Here is a 17,447-nt window from a genome sequence, read left to right as displayed (position 1 = left end):
CTTTCGCCCTGCGGTGGCACCGCCATGCAGCACCGCAGGACGTCCAGGCGGGGTCCGGTCTAGCCGAAGCGGCCCGAGATGTAGTCCTCGGTCGCCTGGACGGACGGGTTGGAGAAGATCCGGTCCGTGTCGTCGATCTCGACCAGCTTGCCCGGCTGGCCGACGGCGGCGAGGTTGAAGAAGGCGGTGCGGTCGGAGACGCGGGCCGCCTGCTGCATGTTGTGCGTCACGATGACGATCGTGAAGCGCTCCTTCAGCTCCCCGATCAGGTCCTCGATGGCGAGGGTGGAGATCGGGTCGAGGGCGGAGCAGGGCTCGTCCATCAGCAGGACCTGCGGCTCGACCGCGATGGCGCGGGCGATGCACAGACGCTGCTGCTGGCCGCCGGAGAGGCCGGAGCCGGGCTTGTTCAGGCGGTCCTTGACCTCGTTCCAGAGGTTGGCGCCCTTGAGGGACCGCTCCACGACGTCCGTGAGCTCGGACTTCTTGTAGCTGCCGTTCAGGCGCAGGCCCGCCGCCACGTTGTCGAAGATCGACATGGTGGGGAAGGGGTTCGGGCGCTGGAAGACCATGCCGACCGTGCGGCGCACCGCGACCGGGTCCACTCCGGGGCCGTACAGGTTCTCGTCGTCCAGCAGCACCTTGCCCTCGACGCGGCCGCCGGGGGTGACCTCGTGCATGCGGTTCAGGGTCCGCAGGAAGGTGGACTTGCCGCAGCCGGAGGGGCCGATGAAGGCCGTCACGGAGCGGGGTTCCACGGTCATCGAGATGTCGTCGATGGCCTTGTGGCTGCCGTAGAAGGCGGAGAGGCCGCTGACGTCGATTCGCTTGGCCATGAGGGGTCACTTCTCTTTCATGCAGTCACTGCGGCGGAGCCGCTGATGGGCTCGCTTCTAGCGACCGGTCTTCGGGGCCTTCCAGCGGGCGATTCCGCGGGCCACCAGATTGAGGATCATGACGAAGGCGATCAGGACGAGCGCAGCGGCCCATGCCCGGTCGTAGGAGGCTTCACTGCCGACCTTGTACTGCTCCCAGATGTAGAGGGGGAGGGAGGACTGGGCGCCTTCGAAGGGGTTGCCGTTGATGAGCTGGGAGCCGAAGACCAGCAGCATGATCGGCGCGGTCTCACCGGCGATGCGTGCCACGGCCAGCATGACACCGGTGGAGATGCCGCCGATGGCGGTGGGGAGCACGACCTTGAGGATCACGCGCCACTTCGGCACTCCGAGGGCCAGGGCGGCCTCGCGCAGCTCGTTCGGGACGAGCTTGAGCATCTCCTCGGTGGAGCGGACCACGACCGGCACCATCAGGATCGACAGGGCCATCGCGCCGGCGAAGCCGGAGGGGCCGAAGCCGAGCATCAGGTTCCAGGTCGTCAGGATGAACAGACCCGCGACGATGGAGGGGATGCCGGTCATCACGTCGACGAAGAAGGTGACGGCCTTGGCGAGCTTGCCCTTGCCGTACTCGACCAGGTAGACGGCGGTCAGCAGGCCGATGGGCGCCGCGATCAGGGTGGCGAGGCCGACCTGCTCCAGCGTGCCGAGGAGGGCGTGGTAGACGCCGCCGCCCTGCTCGAAGCTGGTCACGCCGTTCATGGAGTGGCCCAGGAAGTCCCCGTCGAGGACCTTCATGCCGCGGCTGATCGTGGTGACCATCAGCGACAGCAGCGGGATGACCGCGAGGACGAAGCAGACCCACACGACGGAGGTCGCGACGCGGTCCTTGGCCTGGCGGCGGTTCTCGACGACCGCGCTGGAGACGTACGTGATCACGACGAACAGCAGGGCCGCGATCAGGCCCCACTGGACCTTGCTGCCCAGGTCGAAGACGAGGCCGATGACCGTGCCGAGCACGGCGGAGGCGACGGCGGTGCCGGCCGGCGCCCAGCGGGGCAGGCCGCCGCGGGTCAGGCCGGCGGGGGAGGAGGACTTGCGGGCCCGGACGGGGCGCTGGTCCTGGAGTGCGTGGCTCATCAGGCGTTCGCCCCCGAGAAGTCCTTGCGACGGGCGATGATCAGGCGGGCTGCGCCGTTGACCAGCAGGGTGAGCAGGAAGAGGACCAGGCCGGAGGCGATGAGCGCGTCACGGCCGAACTCGTTGGCCTCGTCGAACTTCGCGGCGATGTTCTGCGCGAAGGTGCCGCCGCCCGGGTTCAGGACGTGCAGCGAGATGAGGAAGCTCGGGGAGAGGACGGTGGCCACGGCCATGGTCTCGCCGAGGGCGCGGCCGAGGCCGAGCATCGAGGCGGAGATGACGCCGGAGCGGCCGAAGGGCAGCACCGACATCCGGATGACCTCCCAGCGGGTCGCGCCGAGGGCCAGGGCGGCCTCCTCGTTCATGCGCGGGACCTGGAGGAAGACCTCGCGGCTGACGCTGGTCACGATCGGCAGGATCATGATCGCGAGCAGGATGCCGACGGTGAAGAGCGAGCGGGCGACGCCGACCTGGGTCTTGTCGAAGACGTAGGTCCAGCCGAGGAACTCGTCCAGCCAGAGGTTCAGCCCGTTCAGCTGCGGCACCAGGAAGAGGGCGCCCCAGATGCCGTAGATGATCGACGGCACGGCGGCCAGCAGGTCGACCACGTAGGCGAGGGGCGAGGCCAGCTTGCGCGGCGCGTAGTGCGAGATGAACAGGGCGATGCCGACGGCGATCGGGACCGCGATGACCATCGCGATGATCGAGCTGACGACGGTGCCGAAGAGCAGGACGGCGATGCCGAAGACAGGGGGGTTGGCCGACGCGTTCCAGTCGAAGGTGGTGAGGAAGTTCCCCTGGTTCTTCGACAGGGCGAGGGTGGCCCGGTAGGTGAGGAAGGCGGCGATCGACGCCATGATCACCAGGAGCAGGACGCCGGAGCCCTTGGAGAGCCCCGCGAAGATCTTGTCACCGGCGCGGCCGGTGGACCTTCCGCTCGTGGAGACCGGCGGAGCCGCGTCTATGTGGGTGGGTGTGGTGGAAGCCATGGTCTTTCCGGTCTGTGTGGGGGGCGGGCCCCCTGGCGGCGGTGCACCGGATTTCCCCCGGGTGGTGGGGGAGGGTCCCGGGCCCCGGGCCGATCGGCGGAGGATCGGCCCGGGCCGGGAGGTGGGACTAGGCGAGCGACTTGATGACTTCGCGGACCTTGGTGTTGATCTCGGCCGGGATCGGCGCGTAGCCGTTCTCGGTCAGGACCTTCTGGCCCGCGTCCGAGGAGGTGTACTCCAGGAAGGACTTCACGGTGCCGAGGGTCTCGGCCTTGTTGCCCTTGTCGCAGACGACCTCGTAGGTCACCAGGACGATCGGGTAGGCGCCCTCGGCCTTGGTGGTGTAGTCGAGCTTCAGGGCCAGGTCGGAGCCGGTGCCGGCGATCTTGGCGGCGGCGATGGCCTTGGAGGCGTTCTCCGGGGTGGCCTTGACCGGGGCGCCGGCGCCGGTGTTCACGTCGACGGTCTTGATGCTCTGCGAGGTGGCGTACGAGAGCTCGAAGTAGCCGATCGCGCCGTCGACGGCCTTGACCTGGGAGGCGACACCGGCGGAGCCGGAGGCGGCCTGGCCACCGGGGGCCGGCCACTTCTTGGAGGCCTCGTAGGACCAGGCGTCAGGGGCGGCGGCCTTGAGGTACTTGCCCAGGTTCTCGGTGGTGCCCGAGTCCTCGGAGCGGTGGAAGGCCTGGATGGCGGTGGAGGGGAGCGTGACGCCGGGGTTCAGCTTCTTGATCGCCTCGTCGTCCCACTTCTTGATCTTGTCGTTGAAGATGTTGGCGATCGTGGCGGCGTCGAGGTTCAGCTTGTCCACGCCGGAGACGTTGAAGCCGAGGGCGATGGGGCCGCCGACCATCGGCAGGTTGATGCCCTGGCCGCCGGTGCAGATCTTCTTCGACTCCTCGACCTGCTCGGGCTTCAGCGCGGAGTCCGAGCCGGCGAAGCCGACGGTGCCCTGGTTGAAGGCGACGATGCCCTCACCGGAGGAGGAGGACTTGTAGTTCACCTCGACGCCGGAGCAGGCGGCCATGTAGTTCTTCACCCACAGGTCGACCGCGTTCTTCTGCGCCGAGGAGCCCGAGGCGAGGAGCTTGCCCTTGGCGCCTTCGCACTTGACGTCGCCGGGCGCCGGGGCGGAGGCCTTCGGGGTGCCGTCGGCGCCCGTCTTCGTGTTGTCGTCCGAGCCGCACGCCGTGAGGACCAGGGCGCCGGACACGACGAGGGCCCCGAGGGCGGAGGCACGAAGCCGGTTCTTGCGCTGAAGCTTCACTTTCGGGTGTTCCTTCCGAGGAGCCGCCGGCCGCTTTCTGTATCGGGGCGGCGTGCGAAGAGGACTACGGGGCTGTGGTGGTGCGGCGCCGTGTTTTCCCGATCGGCTCGCACCGTGCGCTATCGAAATTAGGCAGAACAGGTGAAGCGGTCGACCGCGCTTGGTGAACGGGGGGTGAACCATGGCGGACGGCCCGGTGCGGATGGGGTGGTTTGTACCCGGGCGCAATCGGGCGTTATCCGCCCGTTATGCCGCTGTTACCGTCGCGGAGCCGGGGCCCGGGCCGGGCGCGTGGCCGGATTCCGGCGGTGGCCCGTACGGGCGCGGTGCCGGTGGGGTGCCACTGCGCGGGCTGGTCCCCGCCCCCACCCTTCACCCGTTCCCCGGGACTGCGCCCCGAACCCCCTCCCGCGGGCTCCGCCCCCGGACCCCCCGCGCCTCAAACGCCGGCGGGAGCCGGGTTTGGCCGCGACCGCTCGCGGGGCTGGATTTCGCGCAGCGAAGTTCCGGCCCGCGCGGCGATTGAGCGCACCGGGCGCGCAGCGCACGGGTACCGGGGTCCGGGGCGGAGTTCCGGGGAACGGGCGAAGGGCGGGTAGGGGACTGCCCCGCGCAGCGGTGGGCCCCCGGGGTGCGGTCTCTCCCGAAGGGCACCGCCTAGGGAACGGCGGCGGCCGGGTGCCAGATGTGGTGGAACGACAGGCGGGCCGCCTCCACCGCGTGCCGCTGGTCGGCGTGCAGCACGCCCAGGGCGTACGCGGTCGCCGGGGCGATCCTCGGCGTGCGGGCGGCCGTCGCCGAGGCGGTGGCGGCCTCCGAGGCGTCCCGGTGCAGGTCCAGCGCCCCGCCCGCCGCCGAGAGCCGGGCCACGTCCCCGCCGAGCGCCTCCCGCGCGTACCGGTGCACCCGCAGCAGCCGGCGCACCTCGTGCCAGGAGGCGTCCTCGTGCGCCGCGTACGGGGTGCCCTGCGCGGCGGGAAGGGCGGAGACGGCCCCCGCGAGGCGGGTCCCGGTCACCTCCGCCAGCGGTTCGAGCACGTCCCCGACCCGGCCCCGCGCGGCCACCGGGTCCAGCGGCACCTCCGAGGCCAGCACCGCCACCGCGTCCGCCACCGCGTGGAAGCGGGACGACCCCAACGCCTGCAAGGTGGCCGAGTGCGCCCGCGTGCGCGCCAGCGTGAGCTGCCGCTCCAGCAGCGCGCCCGCCCGCGCCGAGCCCACCGTAAGGGCGCCGGACGACCCCGCCCCGCCCCGCGCGGAGGGCAGGTCGGGGGAGCCCGACAGCCGTTGCAGGGCCTCCATCAGCCGCGACAGCCGGGCGGCGTACGCGTGCTCGTCGGCCAGCGTGGACGACAGCCAGACGAGCTCCGTGCGCAGCGAGTCCGCCCAGCGCGACTCGGTGACCGCCCGGAACGTGCTCAGCGATCCGGCGATCCGCCGCGCCGCGCCCCGCAGGCCGTACGCCGCCTCGCCGCTCTCCGCCGAGTCGGCGGCGGAACCGCCCGCCGCGCCCGCGTCGTGCAGGCGCAGCGCGCGCAGGAAAGCGGTGGCCTGGGAGCGCAGGTACACGCCGAGCACGTCACCTGCGGTCAGGTCGTCATGGTTTGGCAGAGCCACGCCGGCGCCTCCGGGCGTCTATGAGCATCTCCTGTACGTGCCGCAGCGGCTGGCCTTCGGCGTCGGTGCTGTGCCGGGTCCATTCGCCGTCCGGGCCCAGGTGCCAGGAGGAGGTGGCGTCGGACATGCCGGTCTCCAGCATCCGGTCCAGTGCCGCGCGGTGGGCCGGGTCGGTGACCCTGACCAGTGCCTCGATGCGGCGGTCGAGGTTGCGGTGCATCATGTCGGCGCTGCCGATCCACACCTCGGGTTCGCCGCCGTTGCCGAAGGCGAAGACCCGGGAGTGCTCCAGGAAGCGGCCGAGGATCGAGCGGACCCGGATGTTCTCCGACAGGCCGGGGACGCCCGGGCGTACGGCGCAGATGCCGCGCACCCAGATGTCGATGGGCACGCCCACCCGGGAGGCCCGGTAGAGGGAGTCGATGAGGGCCTCGTCGACGATCGAGTTCATCTTCAGCCGGACCGACGCCGGGCGGCCGGACCGGTGGTGGTCGGCCTCCTTGTCGATGCGCGAGATCAGCCCGTCGCGCAGGGACTTGGGGGCGGTCAGCAGCCGGCGGTAGGTCTCGCGGCGGGAGTAGCCGGAGAGCCGGTTGAAGAGGTCCGAGAGGTCCGCGCCGACCTGCGGGTCGGCGGTGAGCAGGCCGAGGTCCTCGTACAGGCGGGCGGTCTTGGGGTGGTAGTTGCCGGTGCCGACGTGGCTGTAGCGGCGCAGGGTGTCGCCCTCCTGGCGGACGACCAGGGAGAGCTTGCAGTGGGTCTTGAGGCCGACGAGGCCGTAGACGACGTGGCAGCCGGACTCCTCCAGCTTGCGCGCCCACTTGATGTTGGCCTGCTCGTCGAAGCGGGCCTTGATCTCGACGAGGACCAGCACCTGCTTGCCGGACTCGGCCGCGTCTATCAGCGCGTCCACGATCGGGGAGTCGCCGGAGGTGCGGTACAGCGTCTGCTTGATCGCGAGGACGTCCGGGTCCGCGGCGGCCTGCTCCAGGAAGGCCTGGACGGAGGTGGAGAAGGAGTCGTACGGGTGGTGCAGCAGCACGTCGCGTTCGCGCAGCGCGGCGAAGATGTCGGGCGCGGACGCGGACTCCACCTCGGCGAGGTCGCGGTGCGTGCCGGCGACGAACTTCGGGTACTTCAGCTCGGGCCGGTCCAGGGAGGCGATCCCGAAGAGGGCGGTCAGGTCGAGCGGGCCGGGCAGCGGGTACACCTCGGCGGCGCTGACCTTCAGCTCCTGCACGAGGAGGTCCAGCACGCCGGGGTCGATGGACTCCTCGACCTCCAGGCGCACGGGCGGGCCGAAGCGGCGCCGCATGAGCTCCTTCTCCAGGGCCTGGAGGAGGTTCTCGGCGTCGTCCTCTTCCACTTCGAGGTCTTCGTTGCGGGTCACGCGGAACATGTGGTGCGCGAGCACCTCCATGCCGGGGAACAGCTCCTCCAGGTGCGCGGCGATGACGTCCTCCAGGGGGACGTAGCGCTGCGGGGAGGCCTCCAGGAAGCGGGAGAGGATCGGCGGCACCTTGACGCGGGCGAAGTGGCGGTGGCCGCTGACGGGGTTCCGCACGACGACGGCCAGGTTCAGGGAGAGGCCGGAGATGTACGGGAACGGGTGCGCGGGGTCCACGGCCAGCGGCGTGAGCACCGGGAAGATCTGGTTGCGGAACAGGGTGAAGAGGCGGGCCTGCTCCTTCTCGGTGAGGTCGGGCCACCGGATGAGGTGGACGCCCTCCTCCGCGAGCTGGGGTGCGATGTCGTGCTGGAAGCACGCGGCGTGCCGGGCCATGAGCTCGCGCGAACGGGTCCAGATCAGGTCCAGCACCTCACGGGGCTGGAGTCCCGAGGCCGAACGGGTGGCGACACCGGTCGCGATGCGGCGCTTGAGGCCGGCGACGCGGACCATGAAGAACTCGTCGAGGTTGCTCGCGAAGATCGCCAGGAAGTTGGCGCGCTCCAGCAGCGGGGTCGCGGGGTCCTCGGCGAGTTCGAGCACCCGCTCGTTGAAGGCCAGCCAGCTGCGCTCCCGGTCGAGGAACCGGTTCGCGGGGAGCTCGCCGGTGTCGTCCTTGTCCTCGTAGGCGTCCAGATCGGCGTCGAGGTCGGGATCGAGGTCGACGTGCCCGGTCACGCGGGCGGCGTGGGGCCGGTGGGCGGCTATGGAACCGATGCGGGACTTCGCGTCGCCGCTGCGGCTTCCGGTGCCGGTGCCGGTGCCGGTGCCGGTGCCGGTGGCGCTGGCGCTGGCGCTTCCGGTTGCGGAAGAGTGAGACGTGTGCTGGGCGGGGACCTCGGTGGGGCCTGCGCTGGGCTGGTGGCTCATGACTCCATTCTTCCGCGCACGCGGCAGGACAGGCGCGTCGGAAGTGTCTGCGGTCAGACGGAGTCGGGGCTGCATGTCGGGAGACTCGCAAGCGCGTCTGAATGCCCGGTTAATGGCGTATGGCTTCCTGTCTCCGCCTGGCGCACGGCGGGGTGGGGTGGGGTGGGAGCGCGGGTACGGGGCTTGCGGCGCGGGCGGGCTATCTCCCCCTGGAGGGGTGGGGGTGGGGCGGTGGTTGCCCACGCGCCTGCTCGTCCGCGGGGCGGGGGGCCGGGGAGCGGTAGCCCCTGGGGCGGGATCAGGGCCGGTTTGGGGGTTTCCCGTCAGTCCCATCGTCCTTCCGTGTCGGGCCGGTCCCTCAAGGGCGCTCCCTGCGGTCGCGTCACTTCGTGATCGCCTTCGGCGACCCTTGACCGACCGACCCGCCCCGGAATGCCGAAAGACTGACGGGAAGCCCCCAAAAGAACGGTCACGGGGGAGGAGGGGAGGAGCGGGTTCGTCAGTGACGAGGCGACGGGGCCGGGGCTTGGCCGGCCGGGCATCCGGGCCCTCATGGCAGCTATTCCGGCCCGGGGCGCGCCTATGCGCACGAGAGGCCGACCAGAGCAGCCTGCGGCGCCTCTAGGCGCGCCAGATCGCTACGCGCTCCTGTCGTCTCGGCGTCCGGCCACCGTCCGTGGCTGATACCCGCACCAGAGGTTGATCAGAGCAGCTCAGGGATCGGATGGGCGCGTGAGATCGCTACGTGCTTCTCCCGTCTCGGCGGCCGGCGGCTGACTGGGGCCGATACCTGCACCACATGTTGATCAGAGCGGTCAGTCGAGCTGCGCGAGCATGTCCACCAGTGTCCGGCCTTCGCGGGCCCTTCGCCGCAGCAGGAGGCCGCCGACCTTGTGCAGCTCGGCCCAGGCGTGTGGGCGGCCGACCTCCGAGGCGTCGGAGATGACGCCGAGTGCCGTGGTCAGGGCTGCCTCTGCCTCCCCGGCGCCCGCGTACGCGTGGGCCAGGCAGGACCCGTACCAGGCCCGGTCCCGGAGGAAGGCCGGGGCGAAGCCCGCCAGCCCCGACGTGAGGTTCTCGACCGCGCCGCACCAGTCCCTCAGGTGCAGGTCGGCCATGCCGCGCTGGGCCGCGAACCAGGACTCGCCGTAGAAGTACAACCACGGCGGGGCGTCGGTGGCGTTCCCGATGATCTGCTGCGCCTCGTCCAGCCGGGAGTACGCCTCGCCGCGTTCGCCCTCCAGGGCGCATCCCCGCCCGGCCATCTGTATCGCCATGGCCCTCGTGGCCTCGCTTGCCGCCGACATCGCTGCGGCGGCCTCGCCCAGCCGCGCACAACGCCGCCCGCTCCCGCCGGACCACGCCAGATGGGCCTTCATGCTCATCGTGGTGGCCGCCAAGTCGCCGTACCCGGACTCCAACGCCCAGTCGTAGGACCGGTCGAACCACCCCAGCGCCACCGGGGCGTCGTCCTGGTCCTGCGCCATCCACGCCACCGGCCCTGATCCCGTTCAAGGGGATCCGGCCCCCCGGCCCCCCCCGGCCTGCAGACAAGGGGGCGGGTGGGCAGCCACCGCCCCGCCCGCACCCCTCGAGGGGGAGATAGCGGGCCCGGAGCGGCGGAAGGCCTCAGCTCTCCGTGCGGTACATCAGGTCGATCTCGTGCGTCGCGAACCCCAGGCCCTCGTACACCGCCAGGGCCGCCGGGTTGTCCGCGTCGACGTACAGCATCGCCGTCGGCAGGCCCGACTCCGCCAGGTGGCGCAGGCCGATCGCCGTGAGGGCCTTGCCCAGGCCGCCGCCCTGGGCGCCCGGGCGGACGCCGACCACGTACACCTCGCCGAGCTGCTCCTCGGCGTGGACCTTCGTCCAGTGGAAGCCGACCAGTTCGCCCTCCCGCTCCGCCAGGAAGAAGCCCTTGGCGTCGAACCACGGCTGGGCGATCCGGTCGTTCAGGTCCCGCTGCGTCAGCGCGCCCTGCTCCGGGTGGTGGGCGAAGGCGGCGGCGTTGGCGGCGAGCCAGGCGGTGTCGTCCTGGCCGGGGACGAAGGTGCGGACGGTGACTCCGGCCGGGAGGGCCGGCTCGGGCAGCGGCGGGGCGTCGGGGCCGAGGGGGCGGCGCAGTTGCCGGAGTTCGCGGAACAGGGTGAGCCCGAGTACCTGTGCGAGGTGCCGGGCGGCGGACTTGCCGCCGTGCGCCCACACCCGGATCCGCTTGCCGGAGGCGTGCAGCAGGGCGGTGCCCAGGGCCCGGCCGTGGCCGCGGCCGCGCAGGGCGGGGTGGATGACGAGCTCGGCGGCGGGAGCCTCCACCGGGTCGGTGTCCTCCAGCTGCCCGTACCCGCACAGGCGCCCGCCGTCGGTGAGGAGGAAGTGCCGGATCCCCTCGCGCGGTCCGCCGCGCAGCTGGAGGCGACCCTGTTCGGAGACGGCGGTGGTGCCGTCGGTGCGGGCCGCCTCCCCGATCAGCTCCAGTACGGAGTCGGCCTGCTCCTCCGTCAGCTCTTCGAGGATCTCAATCTGCCGTCCCGGCTCCAGGGCCGCTGCTGCGTCAGTCATGTTCCGAGCCTACGGCGCCGCCGCCCGACGGCCGCGCGTAACCAGCTCGCAACCCGCTACCCCCTGTCGTGCTACGCGCGTTGACCATAGGCTGCGGGCACCTCCCAAAATGTTGTCTCGCTGTCCACAAAGGGGAATAAATGTCAGCGAAGCCACAACGGCACCGTACGGCCCGCCGGTTGACCTTCGGCGCTCTCGCCCTCACGGCGGGTGCCGGCGCGATGGTCGCCGCCGCACTGCCGGCCGGTGCCGCGAGTGGTGGCGGTACGCCTCCCAAGGGCCGCACCGTCGACGTACAGATGCTTTCGTTCAACGACTTCCACGGCACGCTGGAGCCCCCGCAGGGCTCCTCCGGCACCGTGAGTGAACGTCAGGCAGACGGCACCACCAAGGCCATACCCGCTGGTGGCGTCGAGTACCTCGCCACCAGCCTGCGCGAGGCCCGCAAGGGCCACGAGTACTCCGTCACGGCCGCGGCCGGTGACATGATCGGCGGCAGTCCGATGCTGTCCGGTCTCTTCCACGACGAGCCGACCGTCGAGGCGCTCAACAAGCTGAACCTGGACGTGTCGAGCGTCGGCAACCACGAGTTCGACGAGGGCAAGACCGAGCTGCGCCGGATGGCGTACGGCGGTTGTCACCCGACTGAAGGCTGTTTCGAGTACGGCAAGACCTTCACCGGGGCGCAGTTCCAGTACCTCGCCGCGAACGTGACGGACGAGAAGACCAAGCGTCCGCTGATGTCGCCCACCTTCATCTGGAAGAAGGGGGACGTGAAGATCGGCTTCATCGGCGTCACCCTGGAGGGCACGCCGGACGTCGTCACCGCCGAGGGCGTCAAGGGCCTGAAGTTCGGCGACGAGGTCGAGACGATCAACAAGTACGCCGCCGAGCTGAACAAGCAGGGCGTGAAGTCGATCGTGGCGCTGATCCACGAGGGCGGTCTGCCCGCGAACGGCGCGTACAACTACGACTGCGACGTGCCGGGTGCCGGCGCCGGCATCTCGGGTGCGATCGTCGACATCGCCAAGAACGTCGACCCGAAGGTCGACGCGCTGGTGACGGGGCACACGCACCAGGCGTACTCGTGCAACATCCCGGACCCGGCGGGCAACCCGCGTACGGTCACCTCGGCCGCCTCGCTGGGCCGGCTGTACACGGACACCACGCTGACGTACGACCGGGCCACCAAGGACATCGTGCGTACGCCGGCCAAGTCGCCGAAGCCGGTGAACAAGGTCGTCGGCCGCGAGCAGCCGAAGGCCGCGGACATGTCCGAGCTGATCACCCGCTGGAAGGAGCTCGCCGCCCCGGTGGCGAACCGTCCGATGGGCTACATCTCCGCCGACATCCCGGGCCGCGGCTCGGAGTCGCCTGAGAAGCCGCTCGGCGACCTGATCGCGGACGCCCAGCTGGAGGCCACGGCCCCGGCGGACAAGGGCGGCGCGCAGCTGGCCATCATGAACCCGGGCGGGATCCGTTCCGACCTGGCCTACAAGGCGTCGGGGGCCGAGGGCGACGGTGTCGTGACGTACGGCGAGTCGTACACGGTCCAGCCGTTCAACAACCTGATGAACATCGTGGACCTGACCGGCGCGCAGCTGGTCACCGCGCTCCAGCAGCAGGTCAGCGGTACGGTCAACGGCCCGAACCCGAAGATCCTCCAGGTCTCGAAGGGCTTCACCTACACCCTGGACATGACCAAGACGGGCGCGGACCGCATCGTCGTGGACTCGGTGAAGCTGAACGGCGCGGCCATCGACCCGGCCAAGACCTACCGGGTCGTGATGAACGAGTTCCTCGCGGGCGGCGGCGACGGCTTCACCGTCCTGAAGGAGCACAAGAACAAGCTGGTGGGCGCGTCCGACCTGGACGCCTTCAACGCATACCTGGCGAAGTCGACGGCGGCGACCCCGATCGCCCCGCCGGCGGCGGACCGCATCACGGTCGTCAAGTAGTACGTACGCAGTACGCACGTCCCCGAGGGGGCGGTGGGCCGGAGCCGGCCCGCCGCCCCCTCGGGCTTTGGCGGCGGGGCGTCAGAGGGTCGCCAGGAACTTGCCGACGGCCGCGTGGAACCCCTCCGGGTCCGTGAAGGGCACGAAGTGGTCGCCTTCCAGGGTCGTGTACGAGGTCCCCGGGCGCCGGCTCACCATCGCGTCGGCCACGGCCTGGGTGAGCGCCTGGCTGCGGCTGCCGTGGATCAGCAGCGCCGGGCAGGTGCTCGCGGTCCAGGTGTCCCAGTGGTCGCCCGCGCAGGCGTGGATGGAGTCGAGCATGTCCTGCCCGTGGAACGGCAGCCGCCAGCCACTGCCGTCGGGGAGCGGGCGCAGGGCGTCGGCGACGAACGGCAGGGCGGCCGGGCCGACGTCGGCGAGCAGTTCCTCGCGGGTGGGTGCGGTGTACGGGAGTCCGTGGAGGAAGTCGAACCACTGCGGGCCGGCGGGGACGGCGACCTCCACGGTGGCGTCCACGTCGATCAGGGCGCCGATCCGGTCGGGGTGGGCGGCGGCCAGGTGGACGGCGTTGAGTCCCCCGAGGGAGTAGCCGAGGAGGGTGACCGGGTCGGTGAGCCCGAGGTGGTCGAGGAGGGCGACGGCGTCGGCGACGTACCCGTCGCGGCGGTAGTGCGGGGCGCGGTCGGAGTCGCCGTGGCCGCGCTGGTCGGGGGCGACGACCCGCCATTCGTCGCCCAGGGCGGCGGCGAGGCCGGTGAAGGCCGCGGCTTCGGACATGCCGCCGTGGAGGGCGAGGAGCGGCCGGCCGGTGCCGCCGAAGTCCAGGTACGAGAGCGTGCGGCCGTCGATGCCCAGCGTGTCGCGCATGGTTCGTGTCTCCCGTTTTCGTGGCCTGCGGTGGTTGTGGGCATCACTCTGCCAGCAGTTGGGCAAGCGCGCAATACGCACGTCTTGCACGCTTGCCCAAGTCCTTGTCGAGAGCTCGCGGATACCATCCGGACCATGGGAAATCGCGAGGACCTGCTGGCCGGCGCGCGCCGCTGCCTTGAGGAGAAGGGCTACTCGCGCACGACCGTGCGCGACATCGCCTCGGCGGCGCGGGTGAGCATGGCCGCGATCGGCTACCACTTCGGGTCCCGCGAGGCGCTGCTCAACCAGGCGCTGTTCGCCGCGATGGACGACTGGGCCGCCGGCTCCGGCCGGCTCGCGGGCGAGGGCGACACCGCGGCGGAGCGGTACGCGGACACCTGGGACCGCAAGATCCGCGACTTCCTCGACATGCGCTGGCTGTGGATCGCCAACATCGAGGCCTTCGTGCACGCCCAGTCCTCGCCCGAGCTCCTGGCGGTCCTCGCCGAGGGGCAGCGCCGCTCCCGGCGGATGGTGGCCGCGCACCTGGCCGGCGTGTCCGAGGACGCGGTGGCGGACGAGGACGTACGCGCCCTCGGGTCGGTGCACCTCGCGCTGCTGAGCGGGGTGATGGTGCAGGCCCTGACCGACCCCGAGCAGGCGCCGGCGGGGGCCGAGCTCGCCCAAGGGCTGCGCAGGATGGCCGAGTTGCTGGAAGAGCCCGCGCCTACCGACGGGTAGCAAACGCCGGTCCCGCACGCCATAATCCCGTCCCATCACCGGGTCGGCGAAGGGGCGGGGCATGGGCATGGACAGCGGCATGGGCAGGGGTACGGGCGCGGGCAGGCGTACGGGCAGGGGCGCGGGCACGGCACTGGACCGGCGGGCCTTCCTCACCGGGGCCACGGCGGTGGGCGCGGGCGCGCTCCTCGGACTCGGGGCCGCGGCACCGGCCTCCGCCGCCCCCGCCTCCGCGAGGGCCCTCGGCACCCAGGACTGGATGGCCGGCCTCGCCGACTCCACCGCCCTCCAGCGGATGACCATCCCCGGCACCCACGACGCCGGCGCCACCAAGGGCGGCCTCTACGTCGCCTGCCAGAACACCTCCATCGCCCAGCAGCTCGACTCGGGCATCCGCTTCCTCGACGTCCGCTGCCGGGTCACGGGCGGCTCCTTCGCCATCCACCACGGCTCGTTCTTCCAGGACCTGATGTTCGGCGACGTCCTCGCCGCCTGCCGGAACTTCCTCGCCGCGCACCCCTCGGAGACGGTGCTGATGCGGGTCAAGCAGGAGTACTCCTCCGACTCCGACGCCACCTTCCGCGCCGTCTTCGACGACTACCTCGACAACCGCGGCTGGCGCCCGCTCTTCCGGATCGCCGACACCCTGCCCGCCCTCGGGCAGGCCCGCGGCAAGGTCGTGCTCCTCGCCGACAACGCCGGCCTGCCCGGCCTGCGCTACGGCGACGGCGGCGTCTTCGACATCCAGGACGACTACAACACCGAGCCCTTCGCCAAGCGCGTCCGCATCGAGGACCACTTCCGCAAGGCCGTCCGGGAGCCCGGCAAGCTCTTCGTCAACTACGTCAGCACCGCCGCGTACATGCCGCCGCGCTGGAACTCCGACCGGCTGAACCCGCAGGTCCACGGGTTCGTCGACGGCGCCGAACTGGCCGGCCGCACCGGCCTCGGCATCGTCCCGATGGACTTCCCGAACACCCGCTCCGGCCTGGTCGCCTCACTGATCCGGCACAACTGACGGCTGCTCCGACGGCGGCGGCGCCGGCGCACCCGGGATGCGCAGCACCGCCTCCGTGCCGCCGCCCCCGTCCGAGGCCGCCCGCAGCTCGGCGGTGCCGCCCGAGCGGGCGGCCGTACGGGCCACGATCGACAGGCCCAGCCCGCTGCCGGGCAGGGCGCGGGCCGACTCGGAGCGCCAGAACCGCTCGAAGACGTACCGGAGGTCCTCGGGCGGGATGCCCGGCCCGTGGTCGCGCACGGTCAGCTCGCCCGCGTGCAGGGAGACCTCGACCGCACCGCCCGGCGGGCTGAACTTCACGGCGTTGTCCAGCAGGTTGACCACCGCCCGTTCCAGCGCCGCCGCCTCACCCCGTACGTACCAGGGCTCCAGGGCGGAGCCGAACCGCAGCTCGGGTCCGCGCAGCCGGGCCCGGGACAGCGCCGAGGCGGCGATCTCGTGCAGGGCCACCACCCCGAGCGGGGCGTGCGGGGCCGCGTCCGGGCGGGACAGCTCCTGGAGGTCCCCGATCAGCGCGGCGAGCTCCGTCATCTGCGCCTTGACCGAGGCGAGCAGCTCCCTGCGGTCCTCGGGCGGGATGGCCCGGCCGGTCTCCTCGCTGCGCGCGAGCAGCTCGATGTTGGTGCGCAGCGAGGTGAGCGGCGTGCGCAGCTCGTGCCCGGCGTCCGCGATCAGCTGGGCCTGGCGTTCCTGGGAGGAGGCGAGCGCGGCGGTCATCGCGTTGAAGGACCGCGACAGGCGGGCGATCTCGTCGTCGCCCTCGTCCGGGATCCGCACCGTCAGGTCCTCGGTGCGGGCGACGTGCTCGACGACACCGGTGAGCTCGTCCACGGGCCGCAGCCCCGTACGGGCCACCCACAGGCCGGCCGCACCGGCGCCGACGACCCCTATGCCGGAGACCAGGAGCAGTACCCAGGCCAGGGTGGACAGGGGCTTGTCGATGTCGGCGAGGGGCTTGGCGATGGAGATCCCGAAGGTCGGTCCGCCGGTGGTGAGGCGCCGGCCGATCGTGTAGACGCGCATCCTGTCGCCGTCGGCGGTGGTGGCGTCGTGCAGCCTGCCGCTGAGGCGGCCCGCCGCGACGTCCTTGTCGGTCTGCGTGGCGGGCAGGTCCGTCCGCCCGCTCACCCAGCAGCGGCCGCCTTCGGCGGTGACGATCTGCACGGTCGCGTTCAGGTCCCCGGCGATGTCCATCTGGTTCGGCGGCGGGCGCAGGGTGCAGCCCTCGCGCAGGGCGCGGAGCACCTGCTCGCTGGGGTCGGTGGCCATCAGGGACTGGTTCAGCTGCTCGTTCAGCTGCGCCCGCACCATCACCCAGGACACCCCCGCCACCGCGGCGACCGCGACCGCGACCGCGACGGTGACCAGCAGCGCCAGCCGGGAGCGCAGAGGCAGCGCGCGGAACCTGGCGGCGGGACCCGTCATTCGGGTCCGCCCTCGCCGGCGCGCAGGACGTAGCCCACCCCGCGGACGGTGTGGACCAGACGCGGTTCGCCGCCCGCCTCGGTCTTGCGGCGCAGGTACATCACGTACACGTCCAGGGAGTTGGAGCTGGGCTCGAAGTCGAAGCCCCACACCGTCTTGAGGATCTGCTCGCGGGTCAGCACCTGGCGCGGGTGTGCCAGGAACATCTCCAGCAGCGTGAACTCCGTACGGGTCAGCTCCACCGGGCGCCCGCCCCGGGTGACCTCGCGGGTGGCGAGGTCCATGCGCAGGTCGCCGAAGGCGAGGGCGTCCCCGGCCGGTTCCGGTCCGGCGGCGGGGACGGCGTAGGAACTGCGGCGCAGCAGGGCGCGGACGCGGGCGAAGAGCTCGTCCAGCTCGAACGGCTTGACGAGGTAGTCGTCGGCGCCCGCGTCGAGGCCGGTGACGCGGTCGCCGACGGTGTCGCGGGCGGTCAGCATCAGCACCGGGGTGACGCTGCCGGAGGCGCGCAGCCGGCGGGCGGCCGTCAGCCCGTCCATGCGGGGCATCTGGATGTCGAGGACGACCAGGTCGGGGGCGTACGCGGCCGCCTGGTCGAGGGCGTCGAGCCCGTCGACGGCGGTCCGCACGTCGTACCCCTCGAAGGCGAGGCTGCGGCGCAGGGCCTCCCGTACGGCCGGCTCGTCGTCGACGACGAGGATCCGCTGCGGGTCGCCTTCGGCGGAGTTCAT

Annotated in this window: 14 protein-coding genes; 3 read left to right on the top strand and 11 right to left on the bottom strand. The window is 71.6% G+C overall.

The genetic code is table 11. The features are described from left to right. Window positions 1-59: 59 nt before the first annotated feature. The 8 genes from pstB to mshD form a co-directional block, all read right to left on the bottom strand. Complete coding sequence (pstB, locus tag ACZ597_RS27180) at window positions 60-836, bottom strand: phosphate ABC transporter ATP-binding protein PstB (protein WP_471335125.1); 777 nt, start codon at window positions 834-836, stop codon at window positions 60-62. Between the two features lie 57 nt (window positions 837-893). Next, window positions 894-1,976, bottom strand: coding sequence for a phosphate ABC transporter permease PstA (pstA, locus tag ACZ597_RS27175; RefSeq protein ID WP_471335123.1), 1,083 nt, complete (start codon window positions 1,974-1,976; stop codon window positions 894-896). Then, window positions 1,976-2,965, bottom strand: a complete 990-nt coding sequence (gene pstC, locus ACZ597_RS27170; protein WP_471335120.1) for a phosphate ABC transporter permease subunit PstC — start codon at window positions 2,963-2,965, stop codon at window positions 1,976-1,978. The genes pstA and pstC overlap by 1 nt, the downstream gene beginning before the upstream one ends. Window positions 2,966-3,092: 127 nt before the next feature. Then, a complete protein-coding gene (gene pstS / locus ACZ597_RS27165) occupies window positions 3,093-4,232 on the bottom strand; it encodes a phosphate ABC transporter substrate-binding protein PstS (RefSeq protein WP_471335118.1) in 1,140 nt (379 codons plus the stop codon). 657 nt (window positions 4,233-4,889) lie between these two features. Then, window positions 4,890-5,849 carry a CHAD domain-containing protein gene (locus tag ACZ597_RS27160; RefSeq protein ID WP_471335114.1) on the bottom strand — a complete coding sequence of 320 codons (960 nt, stop codon included), beginning with the start codon at window positions 5,847-5,849 and terminating at the stop codon, window positions 4,890-4,892. Further along, a complete protein-coding gene (locus ACZ597_RS27155; RefSeq protein WP_471335111.1) occupies window positions 5,830-8,166 on the bottom strand; it encodes an RNA degradosome polyphosphate kinase in 2,337 nt (778 codons plus the stop codon). Before ACZ597_RS27155 ends, ACZ597_RS27160 begins: the two co-directional genes overlap by 20 nt. Window positions 8,167-8,981: 815 nt before the next feature. Continuing rightward, a complete protein-coding gene (locus ACZ597_RS27150) occupies window positions 8,982-9,653 on the bottom strand; it encodes a hypothetical protein (RefSeq protein WP_471335109.1) in 672 nt (223 codons plus the stop codon). Between the two features lie 142 nt (window positions 9,654-9,795). Then, window positions 9,796-10,725 (bottom strand): mycothiol synthase, encoded by a 930-nt coding sequence (gene mshD, locus ACZ597_RS27145; protein ID WP_471335106.1) that lies wholly within the window; start codon window positions 10,723-10,725, stop codon window positions 9,796-9,798. A 140-nt stretch (window positions 10,726-10,865) separates the two neighbouring features. Here mshD and ACZ597_RS27140 point away from each other — a divergent pair, with 140 nt between their 5' ends. Then, window positions 10,866-12,683 (top strand): bifunctional metallophosphatase/5'-nucleotidase, encoded by a 1,818-nt coding sequence (locus ACZ597_RS27140; RefSeq protein ID WP_471335103.1) that lies wholly within the window; start codon window positions 10,866-10,868, stop codon window positions 12,681-12,683. An 81-nt stretch (window positions 12,684-12,764) separates the two neighbouring features. On the opposite strand, the gene ACZ597_RS27135 is transcribed toward ACZ597_RS27140, so the two are convergent. Beyond that, window positions 12,765-13,550, bottom strand: coding sequence for an alpha/beta fold hydrolase (locus ACZ597_RS27135; RefSeq protein ID WP_471335101.1), 786 nt, complete (start codon window positions 13,548-13,550; stop codon window positions 12,765-12,767). A 135-nt stretch (window positions 13,551-13,685) separates the two neighbouring features. On the opposite strand from ACZ597_RS27135, the gene ACZ597_RS27130 reads away from it, so the two are divergent. Continuing rightward, window positions 13,686-14,273 (top strand): TetR/AcrR family transcriptional regulator, encoded by a 588-nt coding sequence (locus ACZ597_RS27130; RefSeq protein WP_471335098.1) that lies wholly within the window; start codon window positions 13,686-13,688, stop codon window positions 14,271-14,273. 79 nt (window positions 14,274-14,352) lie between these two features. Further along, complete coding sequence (locus ACZ597_RS27125) at window positions 14,353-15,291, top strand: phosphatidylinositol-specific phospholipase C (RefSeq protein WP_471335205.1); 939 nt, start codon at window positions 14,353-14,355, stop codon at window positions 15,289-15,291. On the opposite strand, the gene ACZ597_RS27120 is transcribed toward ACZ597_RS27125, so the two are convergent. Together ACZ597_RS27120 and ACZ597_RS27115 are read right to left on the bottom strand one after the other, a co-directional pair. After that, window positions 15,271-16,716, bottom strand: a complete 1,446-nt coding sequence (locus ACZ597_RS27120) for a sensor histidine kinase (protein ID WP_471335095.1) — start codon at window positions 16,714-16,716, stop codon at window positions 15,271-15,273. The genes ACZ597_RS27125 and ACZ597_RS27120 overlap by 21 nt on opposite strands. After that, window positions 16,713-17,447: a response regulator transcription factor gene (locus ACZ597_RS27115; RefSeq protein ID WP_471335093.1), complete on the bottom strand. Its 735-nt coding sequence runs from the start codon at window positions 17,445-17,447 to the stop codon at window positions 16,713-16,715. Before ACZ597_RS27115 ends, ACZ597_RS27120 begins: the two co-directional genes overlap by 4 nt.

This window comes from Streptomyces sp. NPDC040718 (genome assembly GCF_055593565.1).
Note: the sequence above shows the minus strand (reverse complement) of the source record. Positions and strands in the feature narration are given on the sequence as shown.